Raw genomic sequence first — 25,934 nt, forward strand, 5'->3', positions numbered from 1 at the left:
ACCTTCTAATCTACTCCTCGGTAGAAATCTTCTTCAATATCACGGAAAGGTTGAATATCTTGGACATATTCCAGCACCCCTTGAAATTCTCCTGCTTTATCTCTCACTGCTGCATACGTCACATGAACAAATTTTCCCCGCGACTCCGACTTAAACCACATAACAAACTTATCTCGCTTGCCTTCACGCAACTCCTTAAAAATAAAGCGAACTTTCTCCAAAAACTTAGGTGGGTGGCACAGCTCGACATTGCGCCCCACTTGACTCGGCGTCCGTTTAAAAATCATCTCATCAGCTGGCACACTGTCATTGTAGTACTGGAAAATATCCTCCTTATTGACAAAGGTAATCTCCATCGGCAGATGATTCAAGATTAGATTTGCCTCTTCCACTGACAAATAGCCATGTCCAAAAGACTGTTGGGTCTGTCGATCAAAATTGTTTTCTGCCTTTTTCTTTTTTGGCTTAAAAGAAATGGTGACCTGCCCATCAGGTGTCTCAATGACCTGCTGAATAGTACCGTCTGACACAAGCTCATCACTAGCTGCCGCTTCGCTTCCAGTCTTCTCAGCAGCCTCTTTTTCTGCCTCCGTGAATGATTGACGAGCTGGCATCCATTTCTCAGCCGGCTTGATAATCGCATAGCCGTAAGCATCACTTTCTTCTGCAATTTTCAGCCAATCGTCCTGTGTGAAAGATTCCAGCAAAATCATAAGCAAGATGGATTCTTCCTTGAAAATCATCGCCTCAAATTCAGCCGCAAAATTTTCAAATGTTGCTCGAACTGGCTCGATACCTAGGTTAGACAAATCTTCAGCAGCGGTCTTTGCTTCGCAAAAAAGCTCTCGAATCTGGTCGTCCACACCCCACATGACTTTGGGCGGTGAATCATGACCGTATTTCTCCATAATCGGAAACATCAGCTCTTCCTTGCGCTGATAATGAATGTCAAATTGACCGACCAAGCCCAGCTGGCGCATCAGTCCCTTTTCCAACTCTGTCTTCATTTCTGCATCATCTGTTTGAGCATAGGTATCAAGGAGGCGCCGAATCCGCAACAGAGCAGCTCTAAGAGCTAGATTTTCCTGCTTAAAAATTCGAACTGGATGCCCTGGATGATCTGTATCTGCAACTTCTACATTTTTCACCGCTCCCTTAAAAAGATTCGCATGAACATTACAAAGCGACATAACATCCTCAAAGGTTACGCCCGTATCTGAGTTCATCAGTTCGTGCTCCATAAGACTGATCTCAATAGCCGAAACGCCTGTAAAATGCTTATTAAACTGCTCTTGAACCTCTTCTGCTGTTGCACCATAATGCAAATCCAGCAAAATAGATTTCAAAATTTCAATTCGTTCGTCTGCCATTAGTCTAGCCCCACCACTTCATAGCCATTCGCTTCCAATGTCATGATAATTTTATCCATAGGGGTTCCTTCTAGCTTCGATCCTTGCTTCAAAGACACCTTGCGACCAATCGTATTGCGCATGATTGGATTGGTAAGTGGTTTAAAACCAAGTTCTACCAAAATTTCTAACACTTCTGGATGCTTATCCACTACTTCTGCTACAGGAATGGAGACATCAATGATATTGTCCATACTTCACCTCATGAACATTTTTCTATTATTATAACACAAAAAGCAGTTGCTTTCTAAGCAAAATCAAAGCATTCTTTATCTTTGCTTCATTCCATTTTTCTGAATCAAGCATCTATAACTATTTTTAATATAGTATAAGTAATTATTATAATAAAATGATTCTGTATTTTTCACAAGTAAAATAATTGATAACCCCTCTTTTCAAAGCAAAATATTTCACAAACAAAAGAAAATTTATTAAATCACAGATTTGAAAACGTTTTTATAATCGTGATATAATAATTTTAAAAACAGGACTGAGGAGATAGTATGTCTATTACAACTTTATTAAACATTAAATATCCAATTTTTCAGGGTGCTATGGCGCAAATTTCTCACTATCCATTGGTTGCTGCTGTTTCAGAAGCAGGTGGCTTGGGGATTATCGCTTCAGGTGGCATGACTGGCGACCAATTGCGCGACGAAATTCGTGAATTGCGCAAACTTACAGACAAACCATTCGCTGTTAACGTGATGCTGATGCTGAAAAATGTCGAAGAGCTTGTGAATGTTATCATCGAAGAAAAAGTTCCTGTTGTGACAACTGGTGCTGGCACCCCTAAATTCATTCTGCCTGCTCTCAAAGAAGCAGGTATCAAGGTTATTCCGGTCATTGCCAGCGTGAAACATGCTAAAAAAATGCAAGAATTAGGTGTTGACGCTGTTATCGCTGAAGGAGCTGAAGCGGGTGGTCATATCGGTAGCACCAATACTATGGCTTTGCTGCCACAGATTGCTGATGCGGTTGATATTCCCGTGATTGGTGCAGGGGGTATTGCAGACGGTCGTGGACTTGCTGCTGCTTTCGTTTTAGGCGCACAAGGAGTTCAACTCGGTACGGTATTTCTCGCGTCAGAAGAATGCCCAATCGCTGAAAGTTATAAAGAAGCCGTTCTCAAGGCAAATGATACAGATACAGCTGTCACAGGTAGGAGGGCGGGTGCCCCCGTTCGTTGTATCCGAAACGAAATGACAGATCATTATATAGAACTTGAAAATAAAGGTACCAGCCGTGAGGAACTGGAAGAGATTACTATTGGAGCTCTCTCAAAAGCTGTATATGACGGAGATACCAAAAACGGCTCCATGATGTGCGGTCAAATTGCTGGTATGATAAAAGAAATCCGACCATGCAAAGAAATCATTGAAACAATCGTATCAGAGGCACAAAAAGTATTGGAAAATACAGAGATTTCCTTGTAAAATAAAAAACTTGTAGAGATTGTTTTCTACAAGTTTTTCTATTGCTGAAGTAGTTGAAAATATTTGCGTTTCATTTTATTGCTCAACTTCTGTCGTCTATTTGTCATCTGCCTCAAACTAGACTCACTCATGAACAAGTCCATTTATCAAATACTATAAAATATCAATAGCATTACTACAGAATACCTTCTTTGCAATTTATACATCCTAATCCTTTGAACTTTCGTTGTTAGAAAGTGCCTCGTATATTATTCTAACATACAGTAAAAGTGTTTCATATCATTTCCCGTCATTTTCAGTACGTTCTTGTCCCCACCAGTAAGGCATGAGTTCTCCCAAAGTAATCGTTTCTCGTTTTTCAAAATCCAACATAAACTCTATATGACGATTTTCAGGATTCAATTCCATTAAAAATTCTCTACACGCTCCACAAGGCATACCAGAACCTCCGCCATAAGGCGGTTTATCACGAAAAGCCAATACTCGTTTCATTTTTGTCTGCCCAGAATACTGATACATATTAAAGGCTGCTGCCCTTTCAGCACAGAGATGAAAGACACCACATTTATTGATATCAACTTCGTTGATTTTATCTGCAACCCCCAACAGCCCTCAAGATGTTGGAGCAAAGCAAAAGCTGATATAAATCTTTCCGTCCTCTGCTTCAATAGCTGCTACAACATGATTAGCGTACACAAAGGGCGATATCTCATGCAGATCATAGAACTCCTTGGCTTCTTCATGCATTTTTCCCAAATACCCATTCTAATCCTCTTTCCTTATCAACTTCACTACAGCCTCGGTCCTGGCTGTGTGTGGAAACATATCCACAGATTGAATATAATGAACATCGTAAATCTTGCTCAATTGCACCAAATCTCTAGCTAGAGTAGAGACATTACAGGAGACATAAACCATTTTCTTCGGTGCATAGCGAACAATCGTTTCAAGCAGTTTTTCATCCAAACCAGTCCGTGGCGGATCCACAATCAAGGCATCTGCTCGATAGCCTTCCTTATACCAGCGAGGAATAATACTTTCAGCAGTCCCAGCCTCATAATGAGTATTGTTAAAGCCTAGGCGAGCAGCATTTCGCTTAGCATCTTCAATGGCTTCCGGAATAATGTCCATACCTCGCAGAGACTTGACTCTTTTAGCAAAGGCAAAGCCAATCGTTCCCACGCCACAATAAGCATCAATCAGACAATCCTCTGAATCGACATCCAGAGCCTTAACTGCTTCACTGTAAAGCACCTCTGTTTGCTCTGGATTGAGCTGGTAAAAAGCCCTAGGCGATAAGGAAAACTCGTAATCCAAAACACCTTCCTGAATGGTCTCTTTCCCCCAGATAATCTCCGTCCTGTCTCCATAGATTTCGCTTGATTTTGTCGTATGGTAATTGACCGCTACTGTTTCTAACTCTGGAAATTCTGCTGACAAATCACGAATGACTGGAGAAAAGTCCAACTTCTTTCCCGTGACAAAAATCATCTGCACCTGACCTGTTTTCCGAGCTCGGCGAATCATAACCGTCCGAACGCCGGCATTTTTTCGCTCATCATAAATAAGAAAATTGTACTTCCCCAAAAGGAGGGCCACTTTATTGATGATTTTCTGCGTTACCTTATCCTGAACCAAACAGTTTTTCAAAGAAATCAGATAATGAGAATTCTGCGCATAAAGACCCGCTTTTACATCTCCCTTAAATTTCCGTGTTTGAAACTGCAACTTCGCTCGATAATATTGAGGTTCTTGCATACCAATCGTTGGACGAATCTCGTAGTTTTTATAACCTTGAGGTGCAAATTTTTTCAAAGCCTGTCGCAGCAAATCAGCCTTAAATTCTAACTGTTTGTCATAATGCAAGTGCATAATCTGGCAACCCCCGCATTTTTCATAAATCTCACAAGGATGCTCTACTCGATACTTGGAGCGTTTGTTAATCGTCAACAGTTTTGCTTCGACAAAATTACGCTTAACCGTCGTGATTTGACAAAAAATATCCTCACCTTTTAAAGCACCTGGCACAAAGACCAATGTCTTTTTATAAAATCCAATCCCTTCCCCGTTGATTCCCATTTTTTTGATTTTCAAGGGGATTTTTTGTTTTACTTTCAGATTCATAAGCCTATCTTACCATATTTTGAGGTATAATAGAATCATGAAAATTACAAAAATTGAAAAGAAAAAGCGGCTTTATCTCTTAGAGATGGACGAAACGGAAAAACTGTATGTCACCGAAGATACCATTGTTCATTTTATGTTGTCAAAAGGCATGAACATTACTGAGCAAGAGCTGAAAGAAATCCAAGAATATGCTCAATTTTCTTATGGAAAAAATCTGGCACTGTATCATCTTTCTTTCAAGCAGCGTACTGTAAAGGAAGTCAATGATTATTTGCGCAAGCACGACATGGAAGAGGAAACGATTGTTCACGTTATTGACAACTTAAAAAAAGACAACTGGCTAGATGATTCCAAATATGTCCATGCTATTATCAATGCTAACCTCTTGTCTGGAGACAAAGGTGCATATGCGCTCAAGCAAAAGTTAATGCAAAAAGGAATTGCTGCTTCTATCATTGATGATGAGTTGCGTCAACATGATTTTACAAACCTAGCAGAAACAGTTGCTCAAAAATTACTCAAAAAATATCAAGGGAAGCTCCCAGAAAAAGCACTTCACGATAAAATCTTACAACAGCTTATCAATAAAGGCTTTTCCTATGAAGAAGCAAAAATAGCTTATCAAAGCCTTACCATAGAAAACGATGACGAAAAACAACAAGAATTGCTTTACAAAGAATTAGACAAACAATACCGCAAGTATTCCAAAAAATACGACGGCTATGATTTAAAGCAGCGCCTTACTCAAGCACTCGCACGCAAAGGCTTTGATTTTTCTGATATTGCGAGCGCTCTCAAAGAATATCTATAAAAAATGTAAGGTTTATTTATGTTTTTTCATGAAAATATGTTACAATAAAAGCGATAACCTGATAAATTGTAGAAAGTTGGTAGATTATGAAGCTTCCAAAAGAAGGCGACTTTATTACAATTCAAAGTTATAAGCATAATGGAAGTCTGCACCGCACTTGGCGCGACACCATGGTACTAAAAACAACTGAAAACGCCATTATTGGTGTCAACGACCATACCTTGGTCACAGAAAGTGACGGGCGGCGTTGGGTGACACGTGAGCCAGCTATTGTCTATTTTCATAAAAAATATTGGTTTAACATTATCGCTATGATCCGCGAAAATGGGATTTCCTACTATTGCAATCTAGCCAGCCCCTATTATCTTGATGCAGAAGCATTGAAATACATAGATTACGATTTAGATGTCAAAGTCTTCACCAATGGTGAAAAGCGATTGCTAGATGTAGATGAATACGAGCGCCACAAGCGGCAAATGAACTATTCCAATGATTTAGATCACATTCTCAAGGAGAATGTGAAAATCTTAGTAGACTGGATTAATAATGAGCGTGGACCTTTTTCACAAGCCTATGTCAATATTTGGTACAAACGTTATGTAGAGCTAAAGAATCGCTAAAGTTGTCAAGGGACCTCTGGTCCTTTTTGATTTTCAAAGAACAATTTCTTGCAATTCAAGCTTATTTTATGTATCATATAGAAAATACTTTGATGAATGAGCACAGAAAGGAAGAAACAATGGCTTTTACAAATACACGTGGACGTTATGCCAGCTTTGGTGTTGTAACAAGTTTGCCAGATGACATTATTGATTCTTTCTGGTACATCATTGATAATTTTTTAAAAGGTGTGTTTGAATTAGATGAACTTCTTCGATTCGAACTCATCAACCATCAAGGAAAATTAACATTTCGATTTTCCGAAGCAAGTCTGTCAACTACTGTCTCTTTTGATTTTAATGACGCTTTCGATCCATTTTTTCCACGAGAAATCTTTGTGACTGACAATAATGGCAAAGAAACCATCATGCTGCCAGATGAATATGCTTTAATGTGATAGTGGTTTGAACAAAGAATACAGAATTGATATCCACCTGAAAATGCATGAGAATAAATAACCCCCTCAATAAGATACAATGCTCTCTTATTGAGGGGGTCTTTTATGTGAAAATATCACAATTCTTGTCATTTGGTTTCTTCTTTTGATTGATTCAGAAAATCCATTGCTTCCTTGGTCCAAGTCGGCAAATTTTTAGCGAGCGGTGCAAAACCAATCTTGTAACGGTCATTTGAAAAGCGATGGCGTTTAGGCAAATGATGCTTCTCTTCTTCCAGAGTTCTCATTGACAAACTAGCCTTGTCTGAAAATTCATCATAGTCCATCACTTGCACCAAGACCTGATCGTCAACATGAAGAATTTCATGGATATTTTCGATATAGCCTGTCCGAATTTCTGAGATATGAATCAATCCCATGGCACCCGTTTCTAGTTCTACAAAAGCACCATAAGGCTGAATACCAGTAATTCGGCCTTTTAGTTTTTCACCAATTTTCATCTCAATCCTCAATTTCAATGGTTTCAATCACGACATCCTCAAGCGGTTTATCCATTGCACCAGTTTCAACTGCCGCAATCTTATCTAACACTTGATAAGAAGCTTCGTCTAGCAATTGCCCAAATACAGTATGCCGGCGATCCAAATGCGGCGTTCCACCATTGCTTGCATAGATCTCAGCAATTGGTGTCGGCCAACCACCACGTTCCAATTCCTTTTGTGCATAAGGAATCTTGCTGTTTTGCACAATAAAAAATTGACTGCCATTTGTGTTCGGACCAGCATTGGCCATCGAAAGTGCACCACGGATATTGTACAGTTCCGGAGAAAATTCATCTTCAAACTTTTCTCCATAAATAGATTCGCCACCCATACCCGTACCAGTTGGATCACCACCTTGAATCATGAAGTCCTTGATAATGCGGTGGAAAATCACGCCATCATAGTAGCCATTCTTTGACAAAGCGATAAAATTCGCTACCGTCTTCGGTGCCTGTTCTGGAAATAATTGAAATTTCAAATCACCGTGGTTGGTTTTAATAGTCGCTTTCGGTCCTTCTGCTGTTTCCATCGTTACTTGTGGAAAATGTAATTCTTTTTCTATCATTCCTAATTCCTCCAAAGCATAAAAAATACCATCTTCTTCTACTTTTTTTGTCACAAAGTCAGCCTTGGCTTTTATTTTTTTATGTGAAATGCCCATAGCAATACTGATACCTGCATAATCAAACAATTCTAAATCATTAAGCTCGTCTCCGAAAACCATGACATTTTCAGATTTCAATCCTAGATATTCTGTAACTGCTGCAACTCCTGTTGCTTTTGAGCCATTGGTCAAAACAACATCTGATGAATGCGGATGCCAGCGAACCAAGCGCAGATGTTCTCCCAAGTCTTTTGGTAATTGCAAACTATCTCCGATATCTTCAAATGTCCACATCTGATAAACATTGTGGTCTTGATAAAAAGCCGGCTGAATAGGTAAATTAGGATAAACAATATCAATGGCTTCATCAATAAGCGGTGTTCGCGTCGAAAGCGCTGCCTCATGACTACCAACGAGGCCAAAGTCAATCCCAACTTCCTTCGTCCAAGCGATATAAGTTTTTACTAAATTTCGATCAATCGGGGTTTGCGCAATAACCTTTCCTGCTTTATCTTCAATATAGGACCCATTCAAGGTGACAAAAAAATCAGGCTGCAATGCTTTCAGCTCTGGCACTACACCAAAAATCCCTCTCCCTGAAGCAATTCCTGTCAAAATTCCTTTTTCTTTTAGCTGTTTAAACACCGTTTTGATAGATTCCGGAATATAGCCAGTATCTTTCACTCGCAACGTATCATCAATATCGAAAAAGACGATTTTGATTTTTTGGGCTTTATACTTTAATTTTGCGTCCATAATCTCCCTCTAGCAATTATTCTGTTTTTCTATTATACCACTAAATGTCATCTTGCGGGACAAGGTGATGTTGGAAAGCATAAACAACAGCTTGTGTACGATCGCTCACTTCTAGCTTTGATAAGATATTGGACACATGTGTTTTCACTGTCTTTAAAGAAATAAATAACTCATCTGCTATGCGTTGATTTTCATAACCTTTTGCCAGTAGTCCTAAAATATCTCGCTCACGCGCGGTCAAATCTTCGTGCAATTCAATATGATTTCGATGATATTCCACTTTTTGGCTGACCTCTGTTTCAATGGCAAGTTCACCCTTAGCTACTTTTCGGACCGCTCGTAAAATATCATCAGCACTAGAAGTTTTGAGCATATATCCTTTAGCACCCGCATCTAAAACTGGATAAATTTTTTCATTATCCAAATAAGAAGTCAAAATGAGAATTTTAGCTTCAGGCCATTCTTTTAAAATAGCCAGAGTTGCTTCAATCCCATTCATTTCAGGCATGACAATGTCCATCATAATCACATCTGGGTGCAACTCCAAAGCTTTTTCAACTCCTTCGCGACCATTTGAAGCTTCTGCCACTACATCCACATCGTCTTGTAAATCCAAATAACCTTTCAAGCCAAGTCTTACCATTTCATGGTCATCTACTAATAAAATCTGCATCCTAAGCTCCTTTCAATAATGGCACACGAATGTCAATTGCCACTCCCTGCTTCGGAGCGGTTAAAATCTGCATTGTTCCTGCCATGTCATTTACTCTTTCTTCCATATTTTTCAAACCATAGCTCAATTCATCAGACGAGGTATGCTCAAAGCCAATCCCATCATCTGTCATTTTCAACTGCAATTCATTCCGAATTTGATACAAATAAACATCTAAATGATTCGCATTAGCGTGACGGAGCGTATTACTGATAATTTCCTGAGCAATTCTAAAAATATGCTCCTCAATCTGTTTCGGTAATTTTTGAACATCATGGTGAAAACTCACCTCAATATCGCTTTTATCTGATAGCTCTTTCAAGATGAGGTTCAGCCCTTCAACTAAGCTCTTCCCTTCCAACTCTGTCGGTCTCAAATGTAGAAGCAAGATACGCAAATCCCTTTGGGCAGTATTTAAAATTCCTGATACGCCTGTCAATTGTTTTGATAAGCTATCCGTATCTAAGTTCTCCACTTGACCTGTCACACCTGACAAAATCATATTAGCAGCAAAAAGCTCTTGACTGACCGTATCATGTAAGTCACGCGCAATTCGCTTGCGTTCTTTCTCAATAATCGTCTCCTCATTTTGCAGGGCACGGTTCTCTGACTTTTGCAGATTTTCTGTCAAATGAGTCAATTTCTCTGAAACCTCCCGAAAAGAGGCATCAATTTCAGGCTGATGAATTTCTTGCAATTCTCGACCTTCTAAAACATTTTTCAAGTTTGTCTGAATGGTCGACAAAGTGACCGTTTGAATCACTTTAACACCTAAAATCATCAGCATTGTCAGAGATAAAGTCAGCACAATTACAAAGAAACTAAATTTTTCTAGCCGCTCTACATTACTAAAAATCAGTTGCCAGTCAAAATTAAATAGACTAAAAATATAATGAATAATGATTCCTAAAATGAGTAGGGAATAAAAGCTAATCAAAAGGTAGTAGACTTTTTTCATTTGCGAACCACCTCAACATTCCCTACAAACGTTGACAGGACAATTTTGACGCTTTTATGTGCTCGCTTGAAGTCCGGTGTCGTTAGGCCGATACTTTCATTTCGCAATTCATAGACAGGTTGATCTAAAAACTGCAATTCACCATATAGATTATTCACTTTCAGGCTGACTGCCACATCAACTGGCACGATGATTTTTGTATTTCCGAAAAATTTTCGCAAAATAATCACATTGTCATGGTTTGTGATAATGACTTGTTCCAAATGAATCGTATCTTTCCCCATGAGACGGAAAAGATTGATGTCATCAAATCGACAGGTATCCGATGAACCAAAATGATGAAGATTTCCCAACCATTGATTTTTTTCACGTTTTTGTTCTACTACATCATCAAAGATGAGAGTTGTCACCCCATTTTCTTTATAAATATAAGGATAAGCTACAATCATGCCATAAATGACCGCAAAGAGCAAGGCGGCAATAACATAAGGATTGAGCATAATAATGAAAAAAAGCAGTATGGTAGAGGTTACTAGCAGAAAATTTCCTCTTTGTTTTCCAAAATAATAATAGAGCAATAGCAAGAAGAGCACCAAAAAAAGAATAACACGCGAAAAATGACCAGACAAAATGGTCACTAATGCAAATGTCAGTAGAATAGATTCAACAAAGATAAAAAATTGGATCTTTCTCATAGCCTTGATACCTTTCTTACTCTATTGTATCAAAAACTTACAAAAATTCCTCCGGCTAAGGTATGAAAATAAAGCAATGAAATGGAACTAAATTTTTTCAGGTTCTAGTATGTAGTCCTAGAAATTAACATGTTTATTTACAATATACTGGATAAACTTGATTAATCAGAAACAACGTTTATCAATGCTGTAAAACGAGCGCAAAAAAAGTGAGGGAAAATCGGTTAAAAACTACGACTTTATCCTCTCACTTGTTTAATTGCTTGCACTAGCACTTGTGTCTGGCGTTTTTGAACTGCTTCCATCATTACCACTAGCTGACGAACTGCTAGAGGATGGGCTGGTTTTATCTGAGCTGCTATCAGATTGTGAACTACTTTCAGATGTTGAAGAATCTTCGGTTTTTGGCTCATATACATATAAGACAATGCGATCACTCTTCAAATTCAAAGACTGACCAGCTTCTGGGGTTTGTCTGATAATTGTATTTGCCTGTGTACTCGCTGGAGCTGTTGTAACCGTACGTTTTTCAATATTCGCACCTTGAATACCAATCACTTCCGTCAAATTATTATAAGCAAATTCATAGGTTGAGCCGATATAGCTTGGCATCGTGACACTTGAAACGGACTTCGCTACTTTTAACGTAATACGTGTCTTTGAAGTCAAATCATAAGTGCTGCCTGCTGCTGGTGTTTGATCAACAACTGTTCCTGCCGCATACTCACTACTTTCAACTTCTTCTGTTTTAATTAAGCCTTTTGAAACCTTGTATTTTTGTACCAGATTGTTGATAGCATCTGCTCTTTTCTGACCTTTATAATCTTCCATAATAAAAGTTTTAGTCCCTTTTGAGACAATCAGATCCACCGTACTGCCCTCACGACGTTGCGTTCCCGCTTCTGGATTGGTGCGAATAACTGAATCTTTTTTAACAGAATCACTGTATTCGTCTTTTTCCTTGCCAACTTTCAAACCTGCAGTTTCGATTGCAGAACGTGCTTGGGCAATAGTTTTTCCAGTAACATCTGGGATTTTTACATTTGACGGACTCAAATAGACTAAAGCCACCAGAGCTACGATGACTAAAACCACCGCTGATAACAAAACTTTATAGCGTGTTCTTAAACGGCGCTTCTTTTTTGCTTTTGGCGTAGGCTTACTACTGACTACTTCTTTTGTAGGAGCAGGTGTTGACTTCGTCGCAGAAGTCAAGGTATTTTGTGATACTTTCGGCAGTGTCTTTGTGTCTGCTTTAGCAGTGTCATCAAAAACTAGCTTTTTCTCATTTCGACGGTCAGCAGATAAGCAGCTTGATAAATCCACATACATTTCTGCAACTGACTGATAACGATCCGTCAATTTTTTTGCCGTTGCCTTGATGACTACATTTTCCAATGCTTGTGGAACGTTTGGATTTTCAGCAATAATGGACGGTAGGGGCTTTTGGAAATGTTGTAGGGCAATCGTAACAGCACTATCTCCATCATAAGGGATATGTCCTGTCAGCATTTCATAGAAAATAATCCCCATGGCATAAATATCGCTCTGAACGGTCGCTTTTGAACCACGCGCTTGTTCTGGTGATAGATAATGTACAGATCCCAACATAGAGTTGGTTTGCGTTAAGCTCGTTTCTGCAAAAGCTACTGCAATTCCAAAGTCCGTTACTTTTGCATCGCCATCTGGAGTTAAAAGGACATTTTGAGGTTTCAAATCACGGTGAACAATCCCATGCGTGTGCGCCAAACGCATCGCCAAAAGGATTTGTCCCATTATTCGCACCGCTTCTTCATTGGACAAAGGAGCATGCTCTTTGATATAGCGTTTCAAGTCAAGTCCAGCCACATACTCCATTGCTAGATATTGCTGGCCTTCTTCTTCTCCAATGTCGGTAATCCGGACAATATGAGGATGATCCAAATCTGCCATGGCTCGCGCCTCTCTTTGAAAACGTGCTACAGCAATCGGATCTGTCTGGTAATTGGTTCTTAGAACCTTAACCGCGACTTCTTCCCCGTCTAAAATCAAGTCTTTCGCCAAGTAGACATCTGCCATGCCTCCTCGACCAATTTGTTTGATGATTCTATATCGTCCGGCAAATATCTTGCCGACTTGAATCATTCTGCATCCTCCTTATGATAATGAACCAGGGCAACTGTAATATTGTCCAGACCGCCTGCATTATTTGCAAAGCGAATCAAGGTTTCCGCTTTTTCTGAAAGAGCAATATCACTTGTCATAATATCATAAATTTCACTTTCTGAAATCATATTGGACAAACCATCGCTATTCAAAATAATGTAATCATCATCTTCTAAGCTAATCATGCCAACATCAGGCTGCACTTCGCCTCTTTGACCGATTGATTGCGTGATGATGTTGCGTTGTGGGTGACGTTCTGCTTCCTCAGGCGTAATTTGTCCTGCTTTGAGCAATTCATTCACCAAAGAATGGTCGCTTGTCAACTGCTTATAACTGTCACCACGCACCAAACCAATACGAGAATCCCCTACATGAGCATAAATTGCTTGATTACCAATAATTGCTAAGGCTTCAAGCGTCGTTCCCATGCCTTTATATTCTTCATCTTGACCAAATTGGTGAACTTTTTGATTTTCTGTTTCGAGATGTTCTGCGAACCACTCACGGACACCGTTAATGGAATCAATTTGAGTGTCCACCCAAGCAGCACCGAGATCTGTTACTGCCATTTCACTAGCAATATTACCGGCACGGTGACCTCCCATCCCATCTGCTAAAAGAACCATTGTCATACCGGCACGATTAACAAATTGATTGGCATAATCTTGATTATTTGTACGCTTCTGACCAACATCTGTTAATAATGAAATTTCCATACTGTCAGTTTCCTCCTTTAGGATATTCGTTTGAATTGACTGATGAAAAATCCGTCACTTCCATACAATTCTGGCGTAATTAAAATACAGCCATCTTTTAGAATATCCTGTCTATTATGTTCTAGTTTTACCTGTTTAAAATCTGGATGAGCTGTTAAAAACTGCTCAACAACTTGAAAATTTTCTTGCGAAACAATCGTACAGGTACTGTAAGTTATTATACCACCTTTTCGCAAGCTTTGACAAACACTATCCAGTATCTCAAGCTGAATTTTTTGCAACGAGGCAAAATCTGCATTTTCTTTATTGTATTTAATATCTGGTTTCCGTCGAATCAAGCCAATTCCTGAACATGGTGCATCGACTAAAATTTTATCAAAGGCATCTGCCCCAAAAGTTTCAAAAACCTTTCTCGCATCTAGCTTTTTCGTAATCACTTTATCTGCCATACCTAAGCGCTGTGCATTTTCTTTTATCAGAGCCAACTTATGCTCATAGAGATCTAATGCCGTGACCTGCCCTGTCGTTAAGTAAGAAGCAATGTGCATGGTTTTACCACCCGGCGCACTGCATGCATCTAGCACTTTTTCATCGCCGCGCAATTCAAGACTTGGCGCAACCAATTGGCTAGACTCGTCTTGAATAGTAATAGCTCCTTCTTCAAACAAGGCATGCCCTGCAAAATGACCGTGGTTTTTCACCAGCGCACTCGGAGCTAATAGCGAATCTTCTGCCTGCAACACTTGTTTCAACTCTTCTTTACGGCTTAAATCCACCACTCGAACACTGGCTTTATTCCGAAGAAATAAACTCTCAAAAATGGCTAGAGCTCGTTTTTCACCGTACTCTTCAATCAGCACTTTAACCAACCAAACTGGCAGAGAATACTGAATAGAATAGCGTTTGTTTTTACGCTTAATACTGCCTATGTCTGCCACTCCGTTCCGCAATAGTCTTCGCAGCACTGCATTGACGAACTTTTCGCTTCCCTTTTTTCGTGCCTTAGCCAGTTCTACCGCTTCATTGACGACCGCATGCGCCGGAATTTTATCAAGATACAGTATCTGATACAAGCTCATCAACAAGAGAATATAAAGCCAAGAATCTAACTTATCTCGATCTTTAATAACATGAGACAAATACCATTCTAAAGTGATTTTACGTGCAACGGTACCATATACGATTTCTGTTACAAGTCCTTTGTCTGCAGAACTTAAAGGCACTTCTAGCAAAGCCTGGTTGAGAGCAATATTGGAATAAGCTCCTTCTGAAAAAACTGCTTCTAAAACTGCAAGAGCCGTTTGCCGCGCTGTTTTTGTTTTATTGACCAAAGAAATCACCTACTGATAATTGCCGTCCCAGACCATTCAGAAAATCAACGATAGCCATTTTGGGCTTTCCAGCTGGCTGCACTGTTTTCAGAGAAAGTGCGCCCTCACCAGCTGCTACAATCAATTCCTTTTTACCGATAGCAAGAATTTCTCCTGATTGACCAGCTCCTTCTACTGGAGTGGCTTCGTAAATTTTAAAACGTTCTCCATTTAAAAGTGTGTGTGCTACTGGCCACGGATACATGCCTCGAATCTGATTAAAAATTTGTCGATTGGTCTTGGTCCAGTCAATTCTCTCCTCTTCTGGTGAAATATTTGGTGAAAAGGTCACTTGATTTTTGTCTTGCGGAACAGGCTTTATATCCCCAGACAAATAGCTCGGCAAAGTGTCCAGCAACAAGTCGCGTCCTACAAGTGCTAACTTTTCAAACATCGTCCCAACATTGTCTGTTTCCTCAATAGGAATCGCTCGATGCGCAATCATATCCCCCGCATCCATCTCTTTAACCATTTCCATAATAGTCACACCGGCTTCTTTGTCACCGTTGATAATGGCGTAGTGAATGGGAGCTCCTCCGCGGTATTTGGGTAACAACGACGCATGCACATTGACGGCAAAACAGACCGAATCTAGCAATTTGCTTGGTAGAAATTGACCGAACGCTGCTGTGACAATCCCATCAGCGTTTAAATTCACCAAACTATCTAATTCAGCACTTTTAGACAATTTCTCTGGCTGATAGACGGGTAAACCATAGTCTAAAGCCAGTTCTTTAACAGGCGTCATGCGGATTTCTTTTTTGCGCCCTACTGCGCGATCTGGCTGGGTTACAACTGCCAAAATCTCGTACTGTTTGCTTTCCAACAATCCTTTAAGCACCGTTGCAGAAAAATCTGGCGTTCCCATAAAAATAATGTTTGTCATGGTTTCCTCACATTCTTTTTTACTATTATATCAGAAGAAGTCGTGTATTTCTTTAAAAAAGGCTAAAAATAAGGCTACATAAAACTTTGTGGCTCATGATCAATACTCAAGCGTAAGTCTTTATTGACCTTTTCTTGCGTACAATCCAAAATCTGATTCAACACATCTTGCAAGTGTTCTTCAAAACGGTATTTAATAATCAATTGATAGTGATAGAGATTGTGAGTGCGGGCAATCGGCTTAGGAGTTGGTCCCAATATCTGAACCTTATCTGACAAGCCAGAACGTATCATATTCAAGACTTCGTATGACTTTTTGACGACCTCTGCTTCTATTTTATGAGACAAGGTAAGACCCACCGTAAAATAATAAGGTGGATAGGCCAACTGCTTTCTAATACTCATTTCATAAGCATAAAAGCCCTCATAATCCTGATTTTTCGCAAAAGTAATCGCATAATGCTTCGGATTGTAACTTTGAATAATCACATGACCTTCCTTTTCAGCTCGTCCTGCACGCCCAGCAACCTGAGTTAAGAGTTGAAAGGTGCGCTCAGATGAACGAAAATCTGGCAAATTCAAAGCCGTGTCTGCATTGAGCACTCCAACGAGAGTGACATTCGGGAAATCCAGTCCCTTTGCAATCATCTGCGTTCCCAGTAAAATATCTGCACGCCCTTCACCAAATTCTTTTAAGATTTGTTCGTGACTGCCCTTTTTACGAGTGGTATCAACATCCATTCTCAAAATTCGAGCTTGCGGAAAGACTTCTGCTAATTCATCGTAGGCTTTTTGTGTCCCAGTTCCATAGTATCGAATGCTCCGACTGGAGCAATTCGGACAAGTATGAGGAATCCCTTTTGAGAAACCACAATAGTGACAATTCATACTTTTCGTATCCATATGCAAGGTCAAGGAAATATCGCAGTTTGGACAGGTATCAACCGTTCCGCATTCACGACACATGACAAAACTAGAATAGCCACGTCGATTCAACATCAAAACAACCTGTTCTTTCTTATCTAGTCGATCTTGGATTGCCTCTAACAGAACCGGAGTGAAATTACTAGCCTCATTTTGCCCAATACAATCACGAAAATCCACAATTTCCACTTCAGGAATCTGAGCTTGCGGCTTGGCTCGCTTGGTCAATTGCAAAAAGTGATACACACCTTTTCCAGCTCGCGCTCTGCTTTCTAAACTCGGCGTCGCCGACCCCAACACCAGAACGGCTTGATTGTACTTTGCACGTAGTAAAGCGACATCTCGTGCATGATAGCGTGGATTAGAGTCTTGCTTGTAACTCGCTTCATGCTCTTCATCAATGATAATTGCACCAATATTTTTTAACGGAGCAAAAATAGCAGAACGAGCACCAACAACAACTTGCGCTTCTCCTCGCTCAACTTTGCGCCATTCATCGTACCTTTCCCCATTTGAAAGGCCTGAGTGAAGAATGGCAACTTTCTTTCCAAAACGCTCAATAAAACGATTGGTAACTTGTGGTGTCAAGGAAATTTCAGGCACTAACATAATGGCTGTCTTGCCACGGCTGAGCGCCTCTTGAATGACTTGCAAATAAACCTCTGTCTTACCGCTACCTGTCACTCCTTCTAGTAGAAATGGCTTACCACCATGCCCGATTTGCTGCGTGATAGCTTGAACCGCAGCTCCTTGCTCTTCATTTAGCACCAGTGCAGAATCCGTTGCAACATTTTCAAAATAAGCCTCAGAACGACTAACTTCTTTTTCGATGATTTGTACAGCCTCTTGCTCCACAAAATAATGAATGACCTCTCTTGAAAAATGCTCTTTCAAATCCGTCAAACGGTACATGTCAGTCTGACCTTGCAAAACGTCTCGCAAGGCTTGCTTTTTTTTCGCCCGTTGGGGAATGACTAGCTGCTCCAAAATTCCTTGATTAACTTGATACCATTTTTCTGTTTTAATATGCTTTTGATCTATCGCTTGGTATTCTACCTGAATCACCCCTTGCCGTGTCAAACGCATTACCTTAGCTTGCAGCTCTTTATCAAGCGATGAGAAATGTTGCTGCTCTGCATTGCCAAAAATAAGCAGTCGATCTTCTTCATTCAAAGAAGGTTGCGCATGGAGAATCTTATCATAGCTAGAATTCAAAAATCCCGGCAACATAGCTTTTAAAATTGAAATTTTGTAAGAAAAGACAGATTTTCTCAATTCTTCTGCCAACCACAGTTGCTCTTCATTTAAAACTGGCGTAAAGTCCAAAACCTCTGCAATCTCTTTCAATTCTGGTGTCGTTTCTTCTGTTAGCTCTACGACAATCCCTTGAATCAAGCGATTGGCTTTCCCAAAAGGCACATGCACACGCATCCCAACTTCTAGCATAGTTGAAAATTCTTTCGGAACCGCATAACTGTAAGGTTTATCAGTCTGCATTAAAGGGACATCCACAATGACTTTTGCAAGTTGCACATTCTCACCACCTCTCACTTCTCATTAAAAGAAAAAATAAGATTGAGCTGACCCAACCTTAAATCTTTTCACCCTCTTCTTTTTCCTTCGCAATTTGTTCTTTGATTTTACGTTCTTCTTCTTCTCTGCGCAAGCGTTCTTCCTCAGCATGTCGACGAACTGCTTCTCGCTTGCCTTCAGGATCTGGGTGAATCCCGACATTGCCAGATTCGATTTCTTCTAAAGCACGAAGTGTCGATTTGACGGACTTAAACTCTTGAGTCGGAGCTGCTCCTTCTTCCAATTCATGAGCACGTTTTGCTTCAAGAATCACCAAGGAGTATTTTGAAGGCACCTTATCAAGCAAGGTGTCAATTGAAGGTTTTAACATCATAATCTTGTACCTAATTTCTAAATTCTTATCTTACTGAAAGTTGTTCTGACAGCATATCTTGATAGTAACCTATGACACGTTCCACGCGGAAATGCTCTGCTTCAATGACGCGCTTGACACGCTCAGCCGCTAACGGAACTTCATCATTGACAATCGCATAGTCATATTCGCGCATGAGAGCAATTTCTTCTCTTGCTTTGGCAATGCGTTTGGCAATCACCTCTGCGCTATCTGTTCCACGTCCCACTAAGCGATCTTGCAATTCTGCCAAATCAGGTGGTGTCAAAAAGATAAAGACAGCATCCGGCACTTTTTTCTTCACCTGAAGCGCCCCTTGAACTTCAATCTCAAGGAAAACATCAATCCCTTTATCTAAAGTTTCATTCACATAGGTCAAAGGAGTTCCATAGTAGTTGCCAACATACTCTGCGTACTCTAACATCTGACCTTGCCGAATCAACTCCTCAAACTCTTCTCGCGTACGGAAAAAATAGTCAATCCCGTCTACTTCACCAGGACGCTGAGCACGAGTTGTCATGGACACAGAGTATTGAAACTGATTGTCTGAGCTTTCAAAAATCTCACGTCGAACCGTTCCCTTCCCCACACCTGAGGGACCAGAAAAAACGATTAACAAGCCACGATCCGCCATCATATCTCCTTCATTGTCTTTCTATCTAGTGTAACAAAAAAGCAGTATTTTTTCAACTGCTTTTTAGCATAGGTAGATGCTTGTTTTTTGAGAAAACAATGCAAGTCACTCTTACTTGCCTAAAATTATACATTAGCTAGATAAACATTCATTCTTAGTAATGTCTATTTGGCATAATCCACAGCACGCATTTCCCGAATGACCGTCACTTTGATATTACCTGGATATTCGAGGTTATTCTCAATCTTTTCACGCACATCATGAGCCAAAATAGTAATCTTATCGTCTTTGATTTGACCAGGATTGACCATAATCCGAATCTCACGACCCGCTTGTAAAGCAAAACTATTTTTCACACCTTCAAAACTATTGGCAATTTCTTCCAAGTCTTGCAGGCGCTTGATATAGCTTTCAAGGGATTCGCTGCGAGCACCTGGACGAGCCGCACTAAGCGCATCAGCTGCTGCAACAATAACTGCAATCACACTTTCCGGTTCTACATCACCATGATGACTGGCAATTGTATTGACCACAATTGGATGTTCCTTATACTTACGAGCCAATTCTGTTCCAATTTCTACGTGGCTACCTTCCACTTCACGGTCAATGGCTTTGCCAATATCGTGAAGGAAGCCTGCACGGCGAGCTAAGTTAGCATTTTCTCCAAGCTCACTTGCAATGACTCCAGATAACTTAGCAACTTCAACAGAATGACGCAATACATTTTGTCCATAAGATGTACGGAACTGTAAGCGTCCCATAATCTTCATCAAATCCGGATGTAAGTTTGGTGCACCGATTTCATAAGCCGCTGCTTCACCATATTCACGAATCTTATGGTCAATTTCCAGACGATTTTTCTCTACTAATTCTTCAATGCGAGCCGGGTGGATACGACCGTCTTTTAACAGGGCTTCCATTGTCATGCGTGCAATTTCACGTCGAATAGGGTCAAAACCAGATAAAGTCACCACTTCTGGTGTATCGTCAATAATGACATCAATACCCGTTAAACTTTCAAAGGTTCGAATATTCCGCCCTTCACGTCCAATAATGCGCCCCTTCATCGTATCATCCGGCAGATGAACTGTTGAATTGGTTTGCTCCGCAACATAGTCACCTGCAATCCGTTGCATGGCTTGAACTAAAATATCCTTTGCCACCTTATCAGAACGTTCTTTGACTTCTTGCTCTGCTTCACGAATACGCGTCGCAATTTCCTTTGATAGCTTATCTTCAGTCTGAGTGAGAATGATATCTCTGGCTTCAGTTTGTGAGAGTGCAGCAACACGTTCTAATTCTGCTTCTTTATGTTGCTCCAACTCTGTCAGTTTGTTTTCACGCGCCTCAAGGTTTTTGTTTCTATCAGAAATACTTTGTTCTTTCTGTTCGAGTGTTTTTTCTTTGCTGGTCAAATTGTCATCTTTACGATCAAGACTTGTCGCACGTTCTGTCAAACGACTTTCCAATTGCTTCAATTCTTGACGATCAGATTTAAATTCTGCCTCAACTTCTTCTCGATATTTTCTGGCTTCTTCTTTTGCCTCTAACAGTGCTTCTTTTTTAAGGGATTTACTTTCGCGCTTCACTTCTTTTAATAACAAATCCGCTTCGCGCTCAGCTTGTCCACGTAAATTAGTTGCTTCTTGTTCAGCATTTAAAAGAGTAAGTTCCGCAGCTTCTTTCGCTGATTTCATGCGAGCTGCGATACTTACATATCCAATGACTAAACCAATGATGACGGCAAAAACACCTGCAAAAATCATTTCCATGTTTTTACCTCAAATTATTGATATTGAATTGTAAAATTCTTAATTATTTTATCATAAAAATCAATTTTTCACAAACTAAATTCTTACAAATACGTGACTGTTTTCACATTCTTTTTTGCAAATCCTTTTTCCTGACAGGCTTTGTTAAGTAGAAATTTTTTCTTTGCTAGAGCAAAATATGGTATAATTTATTAAAAGCAAAAGGAGTTCTATTTATGGTCAAAGAAGTCATTGTTGACAGTTTTGAGTTAGATCACACGATTGTCAAAGCCCCCTACGTACGCTTGATTGGCGAAGAGGTGGGACCTAAAGGGGACATCGTTTCCAACTTTGATGTTCGTCTAGTACAGCCTAATGAAGATGCCATTCCGACCGCTGGACTTCATACGATTGAACATCTGCTAGCTAAGCTCATTCGTACTCGTATTGATGGTATGATTGATTGTTCGCCTTTTGGTTGCCGTACCGGCTTTCACATGATTATGTGGGGTCAACATAGCTCAACTGAAATTGCTAAAGTCATTAAAGCTTCTCTAGAGGAAATTGCTGAAGCAACCACTTGGGAAGATGTCCCTGGTACAACTATTGAATCTTGTGGCAATTACAAAGATCACAGTCTCTTTTCTGCCAAAGAATGGTGCAAACTGGTCTTAGAGAAAGGCATTTCCGATGATGCTTTTGAGCGTCATCTTGTGTAAAATAAAAAAACGGACAGGAAATGCAAATTCTCCTGCTCGTTTTTTTTATTGACGAATCAAATAATCAAACGCTCCAAGAGCTGCTGTCGCTCCTGACCCCATTGAAATAATGATTTGCTTATAAGCACTATCAGTGCAATCACCAGCCGCAAAAATTCCTGGCACATTTGTTGCACCATGTTTGTCAACAATAATTTCACCACGTTCATTGAGAGCAACTGAACTATCTTTGAGCCAGTCTGTATTTGGTAAAAGACCAATTTGAACAAAGACACCGCTGAGTTCGATTTTATGTTCTTCATTATTCGCACGATCGAGATAAGTAATAGCTTCAACTTGATCGGAACCATGAATTTCTTTTGTTGCTACATTGGTTAGAACTGTCACGTTTTTAAGTTGCTGTACCCTGTCTTGCAACACTTGATCAGCTTTCAAAGTTGGTAGAAATTCTAACACATAAACATGCTCTGCCAGACCAGCCAAGTCAATCGCTGCTTCAATACCGGAATTTCCTCCACCGATAACAGCTACTTTTTTACCTGTAAAAATAGGACCGTCACAATGTGGACAATTAGTTACACCTTTTGTTCGGAATTCTTCTTCACCAGGAACATTAACATTTCTCCAGCGAGCACCAACAGAAAGAACTGCCGTTTTCGCTTTCAGAACAGCTCCATTTTCAAGTTCCACTTCAATCAATTCCTTTTTCTCAATGTTCTTCACACGTTGATTCTTCATGATATCAATTGGATATTTCTTGGCATGTTCTTCTACTTGCGCCATCAGCTTAGGTCCTTCTGTATAGGGGGTTCCAATCATATTTTCAATACCAACTGTCTCCATCACCTGTCCACCGAAAGTTTCAACGACCATACCTGTACGAATTCCCTTACGAGCAGCATAAATAGCTGCGCTGCTTCCTGCAGGTCCGCCCCCAACGACCAACACATCAAATGGTTCTTTTTTGTCAAATTCCTCACTTGAAGTAGGTCCAGAAATCTTGTCAAGCAGTTGCTCAATTGTCATACGACCATTCGCAAATTCTTCACCATTTAGAAAAACCGTTGGGACAGCCATAATCTTTTTGCCTTCAACTTCTTGTCTAAACATGCCTCCTTCGACCATTGTGTGACTGATAGTTGGATTCAGCACAGCCATTGTATTCAGTGCTTGCACAACGTCTGGGCAATTATGACAAGTCAAGCTGACATAGGTTTCAAAATGAAGTGGCTGCTTAATAGCTTGAATTCGTTTTATAACAGCATCTTCTACTTTTGGTGCGCGACCAGAGACTTGTAGCAAAGCAAGCACAAAAGATGTAAATTCATGCCCCAAGGGAAGACCTGCAAATTGAACACGACCCGTCTGACCAGCCTGAGCAATGGTAAAGCTTGGCTGACGGCTAGCTGCTACATTTATCAATGATAAGTGAGGAGACATCGCTACAATTTCCTCTAGAAAAGCCCGCACCTGCTCAGAACGCTCATCTTGACCTAAAGACGCTTGAAATACAACATCAGATTCTAAAAGTTCCAAGTACTGCTTCAGTTGTGCTTTAATTGTTTCATCTAAAGCCATATAAGCCTCCTTAAATTTTACCAACTAAATCAAGACTTGGAGTCAGCGTTTCAATTCCTTCTTTCCACTTAGCTGGACACACTTCACCTGGATGGCTACGTACATATTGTGCGGCATGGATTTTGTCAATCAAGACAGAAGCATCACGACCAATACCATCTGCATTGATTTCAAGCGCTTGAACAACACCATCTGGGTCAATGATAAAAGTACCACGTTGAGATAGTCCACTTTCATCTAACACATCAAAACCAAGTGAAATGGTATGAGATGGATCTCCAATCATAATGTACTCAAGTTTTCCAATGGCATCTGAATAATCATGCCAAGCTTTATGTGTGAAATGAGTATCTGTTGAAACAGAATAAACTTCCACACCTAGTTCTTTCAGAGCTGCATACTGCTCTTGCAAGTCTTCCAACTCAGTCGGACAAACAAATGAAAAATCAGCAGGATAGAAACAGACTACACTCCACTTCCCTTTAAGATCTTCATTTGAAACAGTGATAAATTTCCCGTTTCCAGCATGATAAGCATCTGCGGTAAACTCGATAATTTCTTTACCAATAAGTGACATAAAGGTTACCTCCAAAATTAGTTTTATAATAAAATAAAAATCTTATAAGCCCATTATAGCCTATAAGATTTTTAGTGTCTAATATCTTGCTTGAAAACGTTTCCTAATAATCCAAAGCATCTGCGTAACCCGCGCCATTTCCTACAAAATAACCCGTTTTACAGTTAATACTAAAGAGGTAGGTTCCGTCTGTTCTAAATAAATTGTAATAACCATTTCCGTTGATAATATTCACACGCTCAAGAATATAATTATCCCCTGTAAAGTAGCCACGTTCCCGTGAGGTTGCTAAGATTTTCTCTAACACACCAGGGTTGAAATTCCAAGCTGGATTATTACTGTCGTTAATTTTAGTTTGGTCGTATGGCACTCGACTTAAATGGCGCTGTAAATTCGCGCCTGACGCTGGTGCTGCTGGAGCAGTTGTTTGCGCTGGTACAGAAGCTGGTTGTTCTGCTACAGGTGCTTGAGCGGAGCTTTGTGACGGTGCAGCGGCAGCCTCAGATTGAGGAGCAGAGGTTTGTTGACTCTTTCCTAAGCTAATCGCAGATTTCAACACCTTATCCAAGTCCGTATTTCCAGTTGTGACATCTGTAAATTTGGCATCACTTTTAATCTTCGCCTTTGTATCTAAAACACCGTCTGTAATAGCTGCTGAGGTGAACTGTGCATTCACATTTTGAACAGCCTCAACTTGTTTGACCAAGCTATCGTATTTTGCTTTGGCAACATTGTACTCGTTGGTGTTTTTTAATTTTTCTAGTGCTGCTTTTAGTTTGTTTAAGTTTCCGAAACTGCTGTTTTTCAAAGCCAATTTATTGGCATCTGTAAAGAATGAATCATAAAGGCTATTGAAAGCTTTCAAATCCTTATTTTCAGAGCTAGAAGTGGTAGAAGATTTACTTGTTTGGCTCGTTGAAGTTGTGGTTGTTTTCGCTTGCTTTTTGTTCAAAGACAGATAAGCTGTTCCGCCGATTAAAGCCAGTAAAATAACACTTACTGCTGAATACACGACTTTTTTATTTTTATAAAATGGAACTTTCTCCGTTTCCATTTCTTCATCCAGCGCTGTAAAAGTCGGATAGCTTTCCGTTGACTCAGTTGAACTCACAGGAATATCATCCATTTCAGGCTGAATTGGTTCCATTATTTTTGTCTCAGCCTCTAGCTCCTCTGGAGTTTGTGTACTGTTTTCTTCCGAAGTTTCTTGCGGTTCTGCTTCTCTGGCTGCAAGTGCAGCTACTGTTTCACCAAAGGCAGACTCCTCAGATGCTACCTCTGCAGATTCTAGGGGGACTTCCTCTTGAACCTCCTCGTGCATCTCTTGGATAAATTCTGCCAAGTCTAACTGGCTCAGTTGTTTTTGATCTTCTGCTTCAGGCATTTCTTCTGCAGATTGAGCCGAAAATTTTCCAGCTTCAATTTCTTGACGGTGCTGTTTGATGTATTTATCCAGTACATTGTCCTCTTCCGTCACTCCTGCTTCAAGTTCTTCACTTTTTCGAGCAGCCTGACCAATCGTCATTTCTTTAGCTGTTTCAAAATCAAGAATTGATTCTTTTTCTTCTTGTTCTGGCAAATGTTTTTCGTCTTTACTCACGGAA

General features: G+C 40.1%; 24 protein-coding genes and 1 pseudogene. 5 read left to right on the top strand and 20 right to left on the bottom strand.

Features of this window, described 5'->3' with window-relative positions:
- Positions 1-5 precede the first annotated feature (5 nt).
- Together ABKA15_RS07320 and ABKA15_RS07325 are read right to left on the bottom strand one after the other, a co-directional pair.
- Positions 6-1,370, bottom strand: a complete 1,365-nt coding sequence (locus ABKA15_RS07320; protein WP_186832762.1) for a DUF438 domain-containing protein — start codon at positions 1,368-1,370, stop codon at positions 6-8.
- Positions 1,370-1,603 (bottom strand): DUF1858 domain-containing protein, encoded by a 234-nt coding sequence (locus ABKA15_RS07325; RefSeq protein ID WP_186832763.1) that lies wholly within the window; start codon positions 1,601-1,603, stop codon positions 1,370-1,372. Before ABKA15_RS07325 ends, ABKA15_RS07320 begins: the two co-directional genes overlap by 1 nt.
- 309 nt (positions 1,604-1,912) lie before the next feature.
- On the opposite strand from ABKA15_RS07325, the gene ABKA15_RS07330 reads away from it, so the two are divergent.
- Positions 1,913-2,845, top strand: a complete 933-nt coding sequence (locus tag ABKA15_RS07330; RefSeq protein WP_186832764.1) for a nitronate monooxygenase — start codon at positions 1,913-1,915, stop codon at positions 2,843-2,845.
- A 279-nt stretch (positions 2,846-3,124) separates the two neighbouring features.
- On the opposite strand, the pseudogene ABKA15_RS07335 reads toward ABKA15_RS07330, so the two are convergent.
- A pseudogene (locus ABKA15_RS07335) lies at positions 3,125-3,592 on the bottom strand (cytidine deaminase).
- Positions 3,593-3,610: 18 nt separating this feature from the next.
- Positions 3,611-4,969, bottom strand: coding sequence for a 23S rRNA (uracil(1939)-C(5))-methyltransferase RlmD (rlmD, locus tag ABKA15_RS07340; RefSeq protein ID WP_186832765.1), 1,359 nt, complete (start codon positions 4,967-4,969; stop codon positions 3,611-3,613).
- A gap of 37 nt (positions 4,970-5,006) precedes the next feature.
- Here rlmD and recX point away from each other — a divergent pair, with 37 nt between their 5' ends.
- The 3 genes from recX (at position 5,007) to ABKA15_RS07355 (ending at position 6,840) form a co-directional block, all read left to right on the top strand.
- On the top strand, positions 5,007-5,783 hold the full coding sequence (gene recX, locus ABKA15_RS07345; protein WP_106387871.1) for a recombination regulator RecX: 777 nt from the start codon (positions 5,007-5,009) through the stop codon (positions 5,781-5,783).
- An 86-nt stretch (positions 5,784-5,869) separates the two neighbouring features.
- Complete coding sequence (locus ABKA15_RS07350; protein WP_049513540.1) at positions 5,870-6,403, top strand: DUF402 domain-containing protein; 534 nt, start codon at positions 5,870-5,872, stop codon at positions 6,401-6,403.
- A gap of 119 nt (positions 6,404-6,522) precedes the next feature.
- Positions 6,523-6,840 (top strand): DUF960 domain-containing protein, encoded by a 318-nt coding sequence (locus ABKA15_RS07355; protein ID WP_003043378.1) that lies wholly within the window; start codon positions 6,523-6,525, stop codon positions 6,838-6,840.
- Between the two features lie 128 nt (positions 6,841-6,968).
- On the opposite strand, the gene ABKA15_RS07360 is transcribed toward ABKA15_RS07355, so the two are convergent.
- The 13 genes from ABKA15_RS07360 to ABKA15_RS07420 form a co-directional block, all read right to left on the bottom strand.
- A complete protein-coding gene (locus tag ABKA15_RS07360; protein WP_049513538.1) occupies positions 6,969-7,340 on the bottom strand; it encodes a S1 RNA-binding domain-containing protein in 372 nt (123 codons plus the stop codon).
- A 1-nt stretch (position 7,341) separates the two neighbouring features.
- On the bottom strand, positions 7,342-8,742 hold the full coding sequence (locus ABKA15_RS07365) for a Cof-type HAD-IIB family hydrolase (RefSeq protein ID WP_049513536.1): 1,401 nt from the start codon (positions 8,740-8,742) through the stop codon (positions 7,342-7,344).
- A 40-nt stretch (positions 8,743-8,782) separates the two neighbouring features.
- A complete protein-coding gene (locus tag ABKA15_RS07370; protein ID WP_003028406.1) occupies positions 8,783-9,415 on the bottom strand; it encodes a response regulator transcription factor in 633 nt (210 codons plus the stop codon).
- A gap of 1 nt (position 9,416) precedes the next feature.
- Positions 9,417-10,412, bottom strand: coding sequence for a sensor histidine kinase (locus tag ABKA15_RS07375; RefSeq protein ID WP_049513534.1), 996 nt, complete (start codon positions 10,410-10,412; stop codon positions 9,417-9,419).
- Entirely contained in the window at positions 10,409-11,107 is a 699-nt protein-coding gene (gene liaF, locus ABKA15_RS07380; RefSeq protein WP_049513532.1) for a cell wall-active antibiotics response protein LiaF, read from the bottom strand. The genes ABKA15_RS07375 and liaF overlap by 4 nt, the downstream gene beginning before the upstream one ends.
- 255 nt (positions 11,108-11,362) lie before the next feature.
- On the bottom strand, positions 11,363-13,231 hold the full coding sequence (pknB, locus tag ABKA15_RS07385; protein ID WP_049513530.1) for a Stk1 family PASTA domain-containing Ser/Thr kinase: 1,869 nt from the start codon (positions 13,229-13,231) through the stop codon (positions 11,363-11,365).
- Complete coding sequence (locus tag ABKA15_RS07390) at positions 13,228-13,968, bottom strand: Stp1/IreP family PP2C-type Ser/Thr phosphatase (RefSeq protein WP_003025814.1); 741 nt, start codon at positions 13,966-13,968, stop codon at positions 13,228-13,230. Before ABKA15_RS07390 ends, pknB begins: the two co-directional genes overlap by 4 nt.
- 17 nt (positions 13,969-13,985) lie before the next feature.
- A complete protein-coding gene (gene rsmB, locus ABKA15_RS07395; protein ID WP_049513529.1) occupies positions 13,986-15,299 on the bottom strand; it encodes a 16S rRNA (cytosine(967)-C(5))-methyltransferase RsmB in 1,314 nt (437 codons plus the stop codon).
- The gene (gene fmt / locus ABKA15_RS07400) at positions 15,289-16,224 is read right to left on the bottom strand and encodes a methionyl-tRNA formyltransferase (protein WP_049513527.1); all 936 of its coding nucleotides are present in this window, start codon (positions 16,222-16,224) and stop codon (positions 15,289-15,291) included. The genes rsmB and fmt overlap by 11 nt, the downstream gene beginning before the upstream one ends.
- 74 nt (positions 16,225-16,298) lie before the next feature.
- Positions 16,299-18,680, bottom strand: a complete 2,382-nt coding sequence (locus ABKA15_RS07405; RefSeq protein ID WP_350015334.1) for a primosomal protein N' — start codon at positions 18,678-18,680, stop codon at positions 16,299-16,301.
- Between the two features lie 58 nt (positions 18,681-18,738).
- Positions 18,739-19,053 (bottom strand): DNA-directed RNA polymerase subunit omega, encoded by a 315-nt coding sequence (gene rpoZ / locus ABKA15_RS07410; RefSeq protein WP_049513524.1) that lies wholly within the window; start codon positions 19,051-19,053, stop codon positions 18,739-18,741.
- Between the two features lie 25 nt (positions 19,054-19,078).
- Positions 19,079-19,705 carry a guanylate kinase gene (gene gmk, locus ABKA15_RS07415; RefSeq protein ID WP_049513523.1) on the bottom strand — a complete coding sequence of 209 codons (627 nt, stop codon included), beginning with the start codon at positions 19,703-19,705 and terminating at the stop codon, positions 19,079-19,081.
- 164 nt (positions 19,706-19,869) lie between these two features.
- A complete protein-coding gene (locus ABKA15_RS07420; protein ID WP_049513521.1) occupies positions 19,870-21,477 on the bottom strand; it encodes a ribonuclease Y in 1,608 nt (535 codons plus the stop codon).
- A 215-nt stretch (positions 21,478-21,692) separates the two neighbouring features.
- On the opposite strand from ABKA15_RS07420, the gene ABKA15_RS07425 reads away from it, so the two are divergent.
- Entirely contained in the window at positions 21,693-22,175 is a 483-nt protein-coding gene (locus tag ABKA15_RS07425; protein ID WP_049513519.1) for an S-ribosylhomocysteine lyase, read from the top strand.
- Between the two features lie 45 nt (positions 22,176-22,220).
- Here the strand turns inward: ABKA15_RS07425 and ahpF are convergent, their stop codons facing one another.
- The 3 genes from ahpF to ABKA15_RS07440 all read right to left on the bottom strand — a co-directional run bounded on the left by ahpF (position 22,221) and on the right by ABKA15_RS07440 (position 25,930).
- A complete protein-coding gene (gene ahpF, locus ABKA15_RS07430; RefSeq protein WP_049513517.1) occupies positions 22,221-23,753 on the bottom strand; it encodes an alkyl hydroperoxide reductase subunit F in 1,533 nt (510 codons plus the stop codon).
- Between the two features lie 10 nt (positions 23,754-23,763).
- The gene (gene ahpC, locus ABKA15_RS07435) at positions 23,764-24,330 is read right to left on the bottom strand and encodes an alkyl hydroperoxide reductase subunit C (protein ID WP_049513514.1); all 567 of its coding nucleotides are present in this window, start codon (positions 24,328-24,330) and stop codon (positions 23,764-23,766) included.
- 103 nt (positions 24,331-24,433) lie between these two features.
- Positions 24,434-25,930, bottom strand: a complete 1,497-nt coding sequence (locus ABKA15_RS07440) for a cell division site-positioning protein MapZ family protein (RefSeq protein WP_342991560.1) — start codon at positions 25,928-25,930, stop codon at positions 24,434-24,436.
- Positions 25,931-25,934 lie beyond the last annotated feature (4 nt).

It is taken from the genome of Streptococcus sp. KHUD_010 (genome assembly GCF_040207525.1).
GTDB lineage: Bacteria > Bacillota > Bacilli > Lactobacillales > Streptococcaceae > Streptococcus > Streptococcus hominis.

What these genes read in the sequence shown, in the direction of transcription:
- liaF (WP_049513532.1), bottom strand. Translation starts at nt 11,107, where the DNA reads ATGAGAAAGATCCAATTTTTTATCTTTGTTGAATCTATTCTACTGACA.
- ABKA15_RS07375 (WP_049513534.1), bottom strand. Translation starts at nt 10,412, where the DNA reads ATGAAAAAAGTCTACTACCTTTTGATTAGCTTTTATTCCCTACTCATT.
- ABKA15_RS07390 (WP_003025814.1), bottom strand. Translation starts at nt 13,968, where the DNA reads ATGGAAATTTCATTATTAACAGATGTTGGTCAGAAGCGTACAAATAAT.
- ahpC (WP_049513514.1), bottom strand. Translation starts at nt 24,330, where the DNA reads ATGTCACTTATTGGTAAAGAAATTATCGAGTTTACCGCAGATGCTTAT.
- ABKA15_RS07320 (WP_186832762.1), bottom strand. Translation starts at nt 1,370, where the DNA reads ATGGCAGACGAACGAATTGAAATTTTGAAATCTATTTTGCTGGATTTG.
- ABKA15_RS07425 (WP_049513519.1), top strand. Translation starts at nt 21,693, where the DNA reads ATGGTCAAAGAAGTCATTGTTGACAGTTTTGAGTTAGATCACACGATT.
- ABKA15_RS07370 (WP_003028406.1), bottom strand. Translation starts at nt 9,415, where the DNA reads ATGCAGATTTTATTAGTAGATGACCATGAAATGGTAAGACTTGGCTTG.
- ABKA15_RS07330 (WP_186832764.1), top strand. Translation starts at nt 1,913, where the DNA reads ATGTCTATTACAACTTTATTAAACATTAAATATCCAATTTTTCAGGGT.
- ABKA15_RS07350 (WP_049513540.1), top strand. Translation starts at nt 5,870, where the DNA reads ATGAAGCTTCCAAAAGAAGGCGACTTTATTACAATTCAAAGTTATAAG.
- rpoZ (WP_049513524.1), bottom strand. Translation starts at nt 19,053, where the DNA reads ATGATGTTAAAACCTTCAATTGACACCTTGCTTGATAAGGTGCCTTCA.
- ABKA15_RS07355 (WP_003043378.1), top strand. Translation starts at nt 6,523, where the DNA reads ATGGCTTTTACAAATACACGTGGACGTTATGCCAGCTTTGGTGTTGTA.
- gmk (WP_049513523.1), bottom strand. Translation starts at nt 19,705, where the DNA reads ATGGCGGATCGTGGCTTGTTAATCGTTTTTTCTGGTCCCTCAGGTGTG.
- fmt (WP_049513527.1), bottom strand. Translation starts at nt 16,224, where the DNA reads ATGACAAACATTATTTTTATGGGAACGCCAGATTTTTCTGCAACGGTG.
- ABKA15_RS07420 (WP_049513521.1), bottom strand. Translation starts at nt 21,477, where the DNA reads ATGGAAATGATTTTTGCAGGTGTTTTTGCCGTCATCATTGGTTTAGTC.
- pknB (WP_049513530.1), bottom strand. Translation starts at nt 13,231, where the DNA reads ATGATTCAAGTCGGCAAGATATTTGCCGGACGATATAGAATCATCAAA.
- ABKA15_RS07360 (WP_049513538.1), bottom strand. Translation starts at nt 7,340, where the DNA reads ATGAAAATTGGTGAAAAACTAAAAGGCCGAATTACTGGTATTCAGCCT.
- rlmD (WP_186832765.1), bottom strand. Translation starts at nt 4,969, where the DNA reads ATGAATCTGAAAGTAAAACAAAAAATCCCCTTGAAAATCAAAAAAATG.
- ABKA15_RS07325 (WP_186832763.1), bottom strand. Translation starts at nt 1,603, where the DNA reads ATGGACAATATCATTGATGTCTCCATTCCTGTAGCAGAAGTAGTGGAT.
- ABKA15_RS07365 (WP_049513536.1), bottom strand. Translation starts at nt 8,742, where the DNA reads ATGGACGCAAAATTAAAGTATAAAGCCCAAAAAATCAAAATCGTCTTT.
- ahpF (WP_049513517.1), bottom strand. Translation starts at nt 23,753, where the DNA reads ATGGCTTTAGATGAAACAATTAAAGCACAACTGAAGCAGTACTTGGAA.
- recX (WP_106387871.1), top strand. Translation starts at nt 5,007, where the DNA reads ATGAAAATTACAAAAATTGAAAAGAAAAAGCGGCTTTATCTCTTAGAG.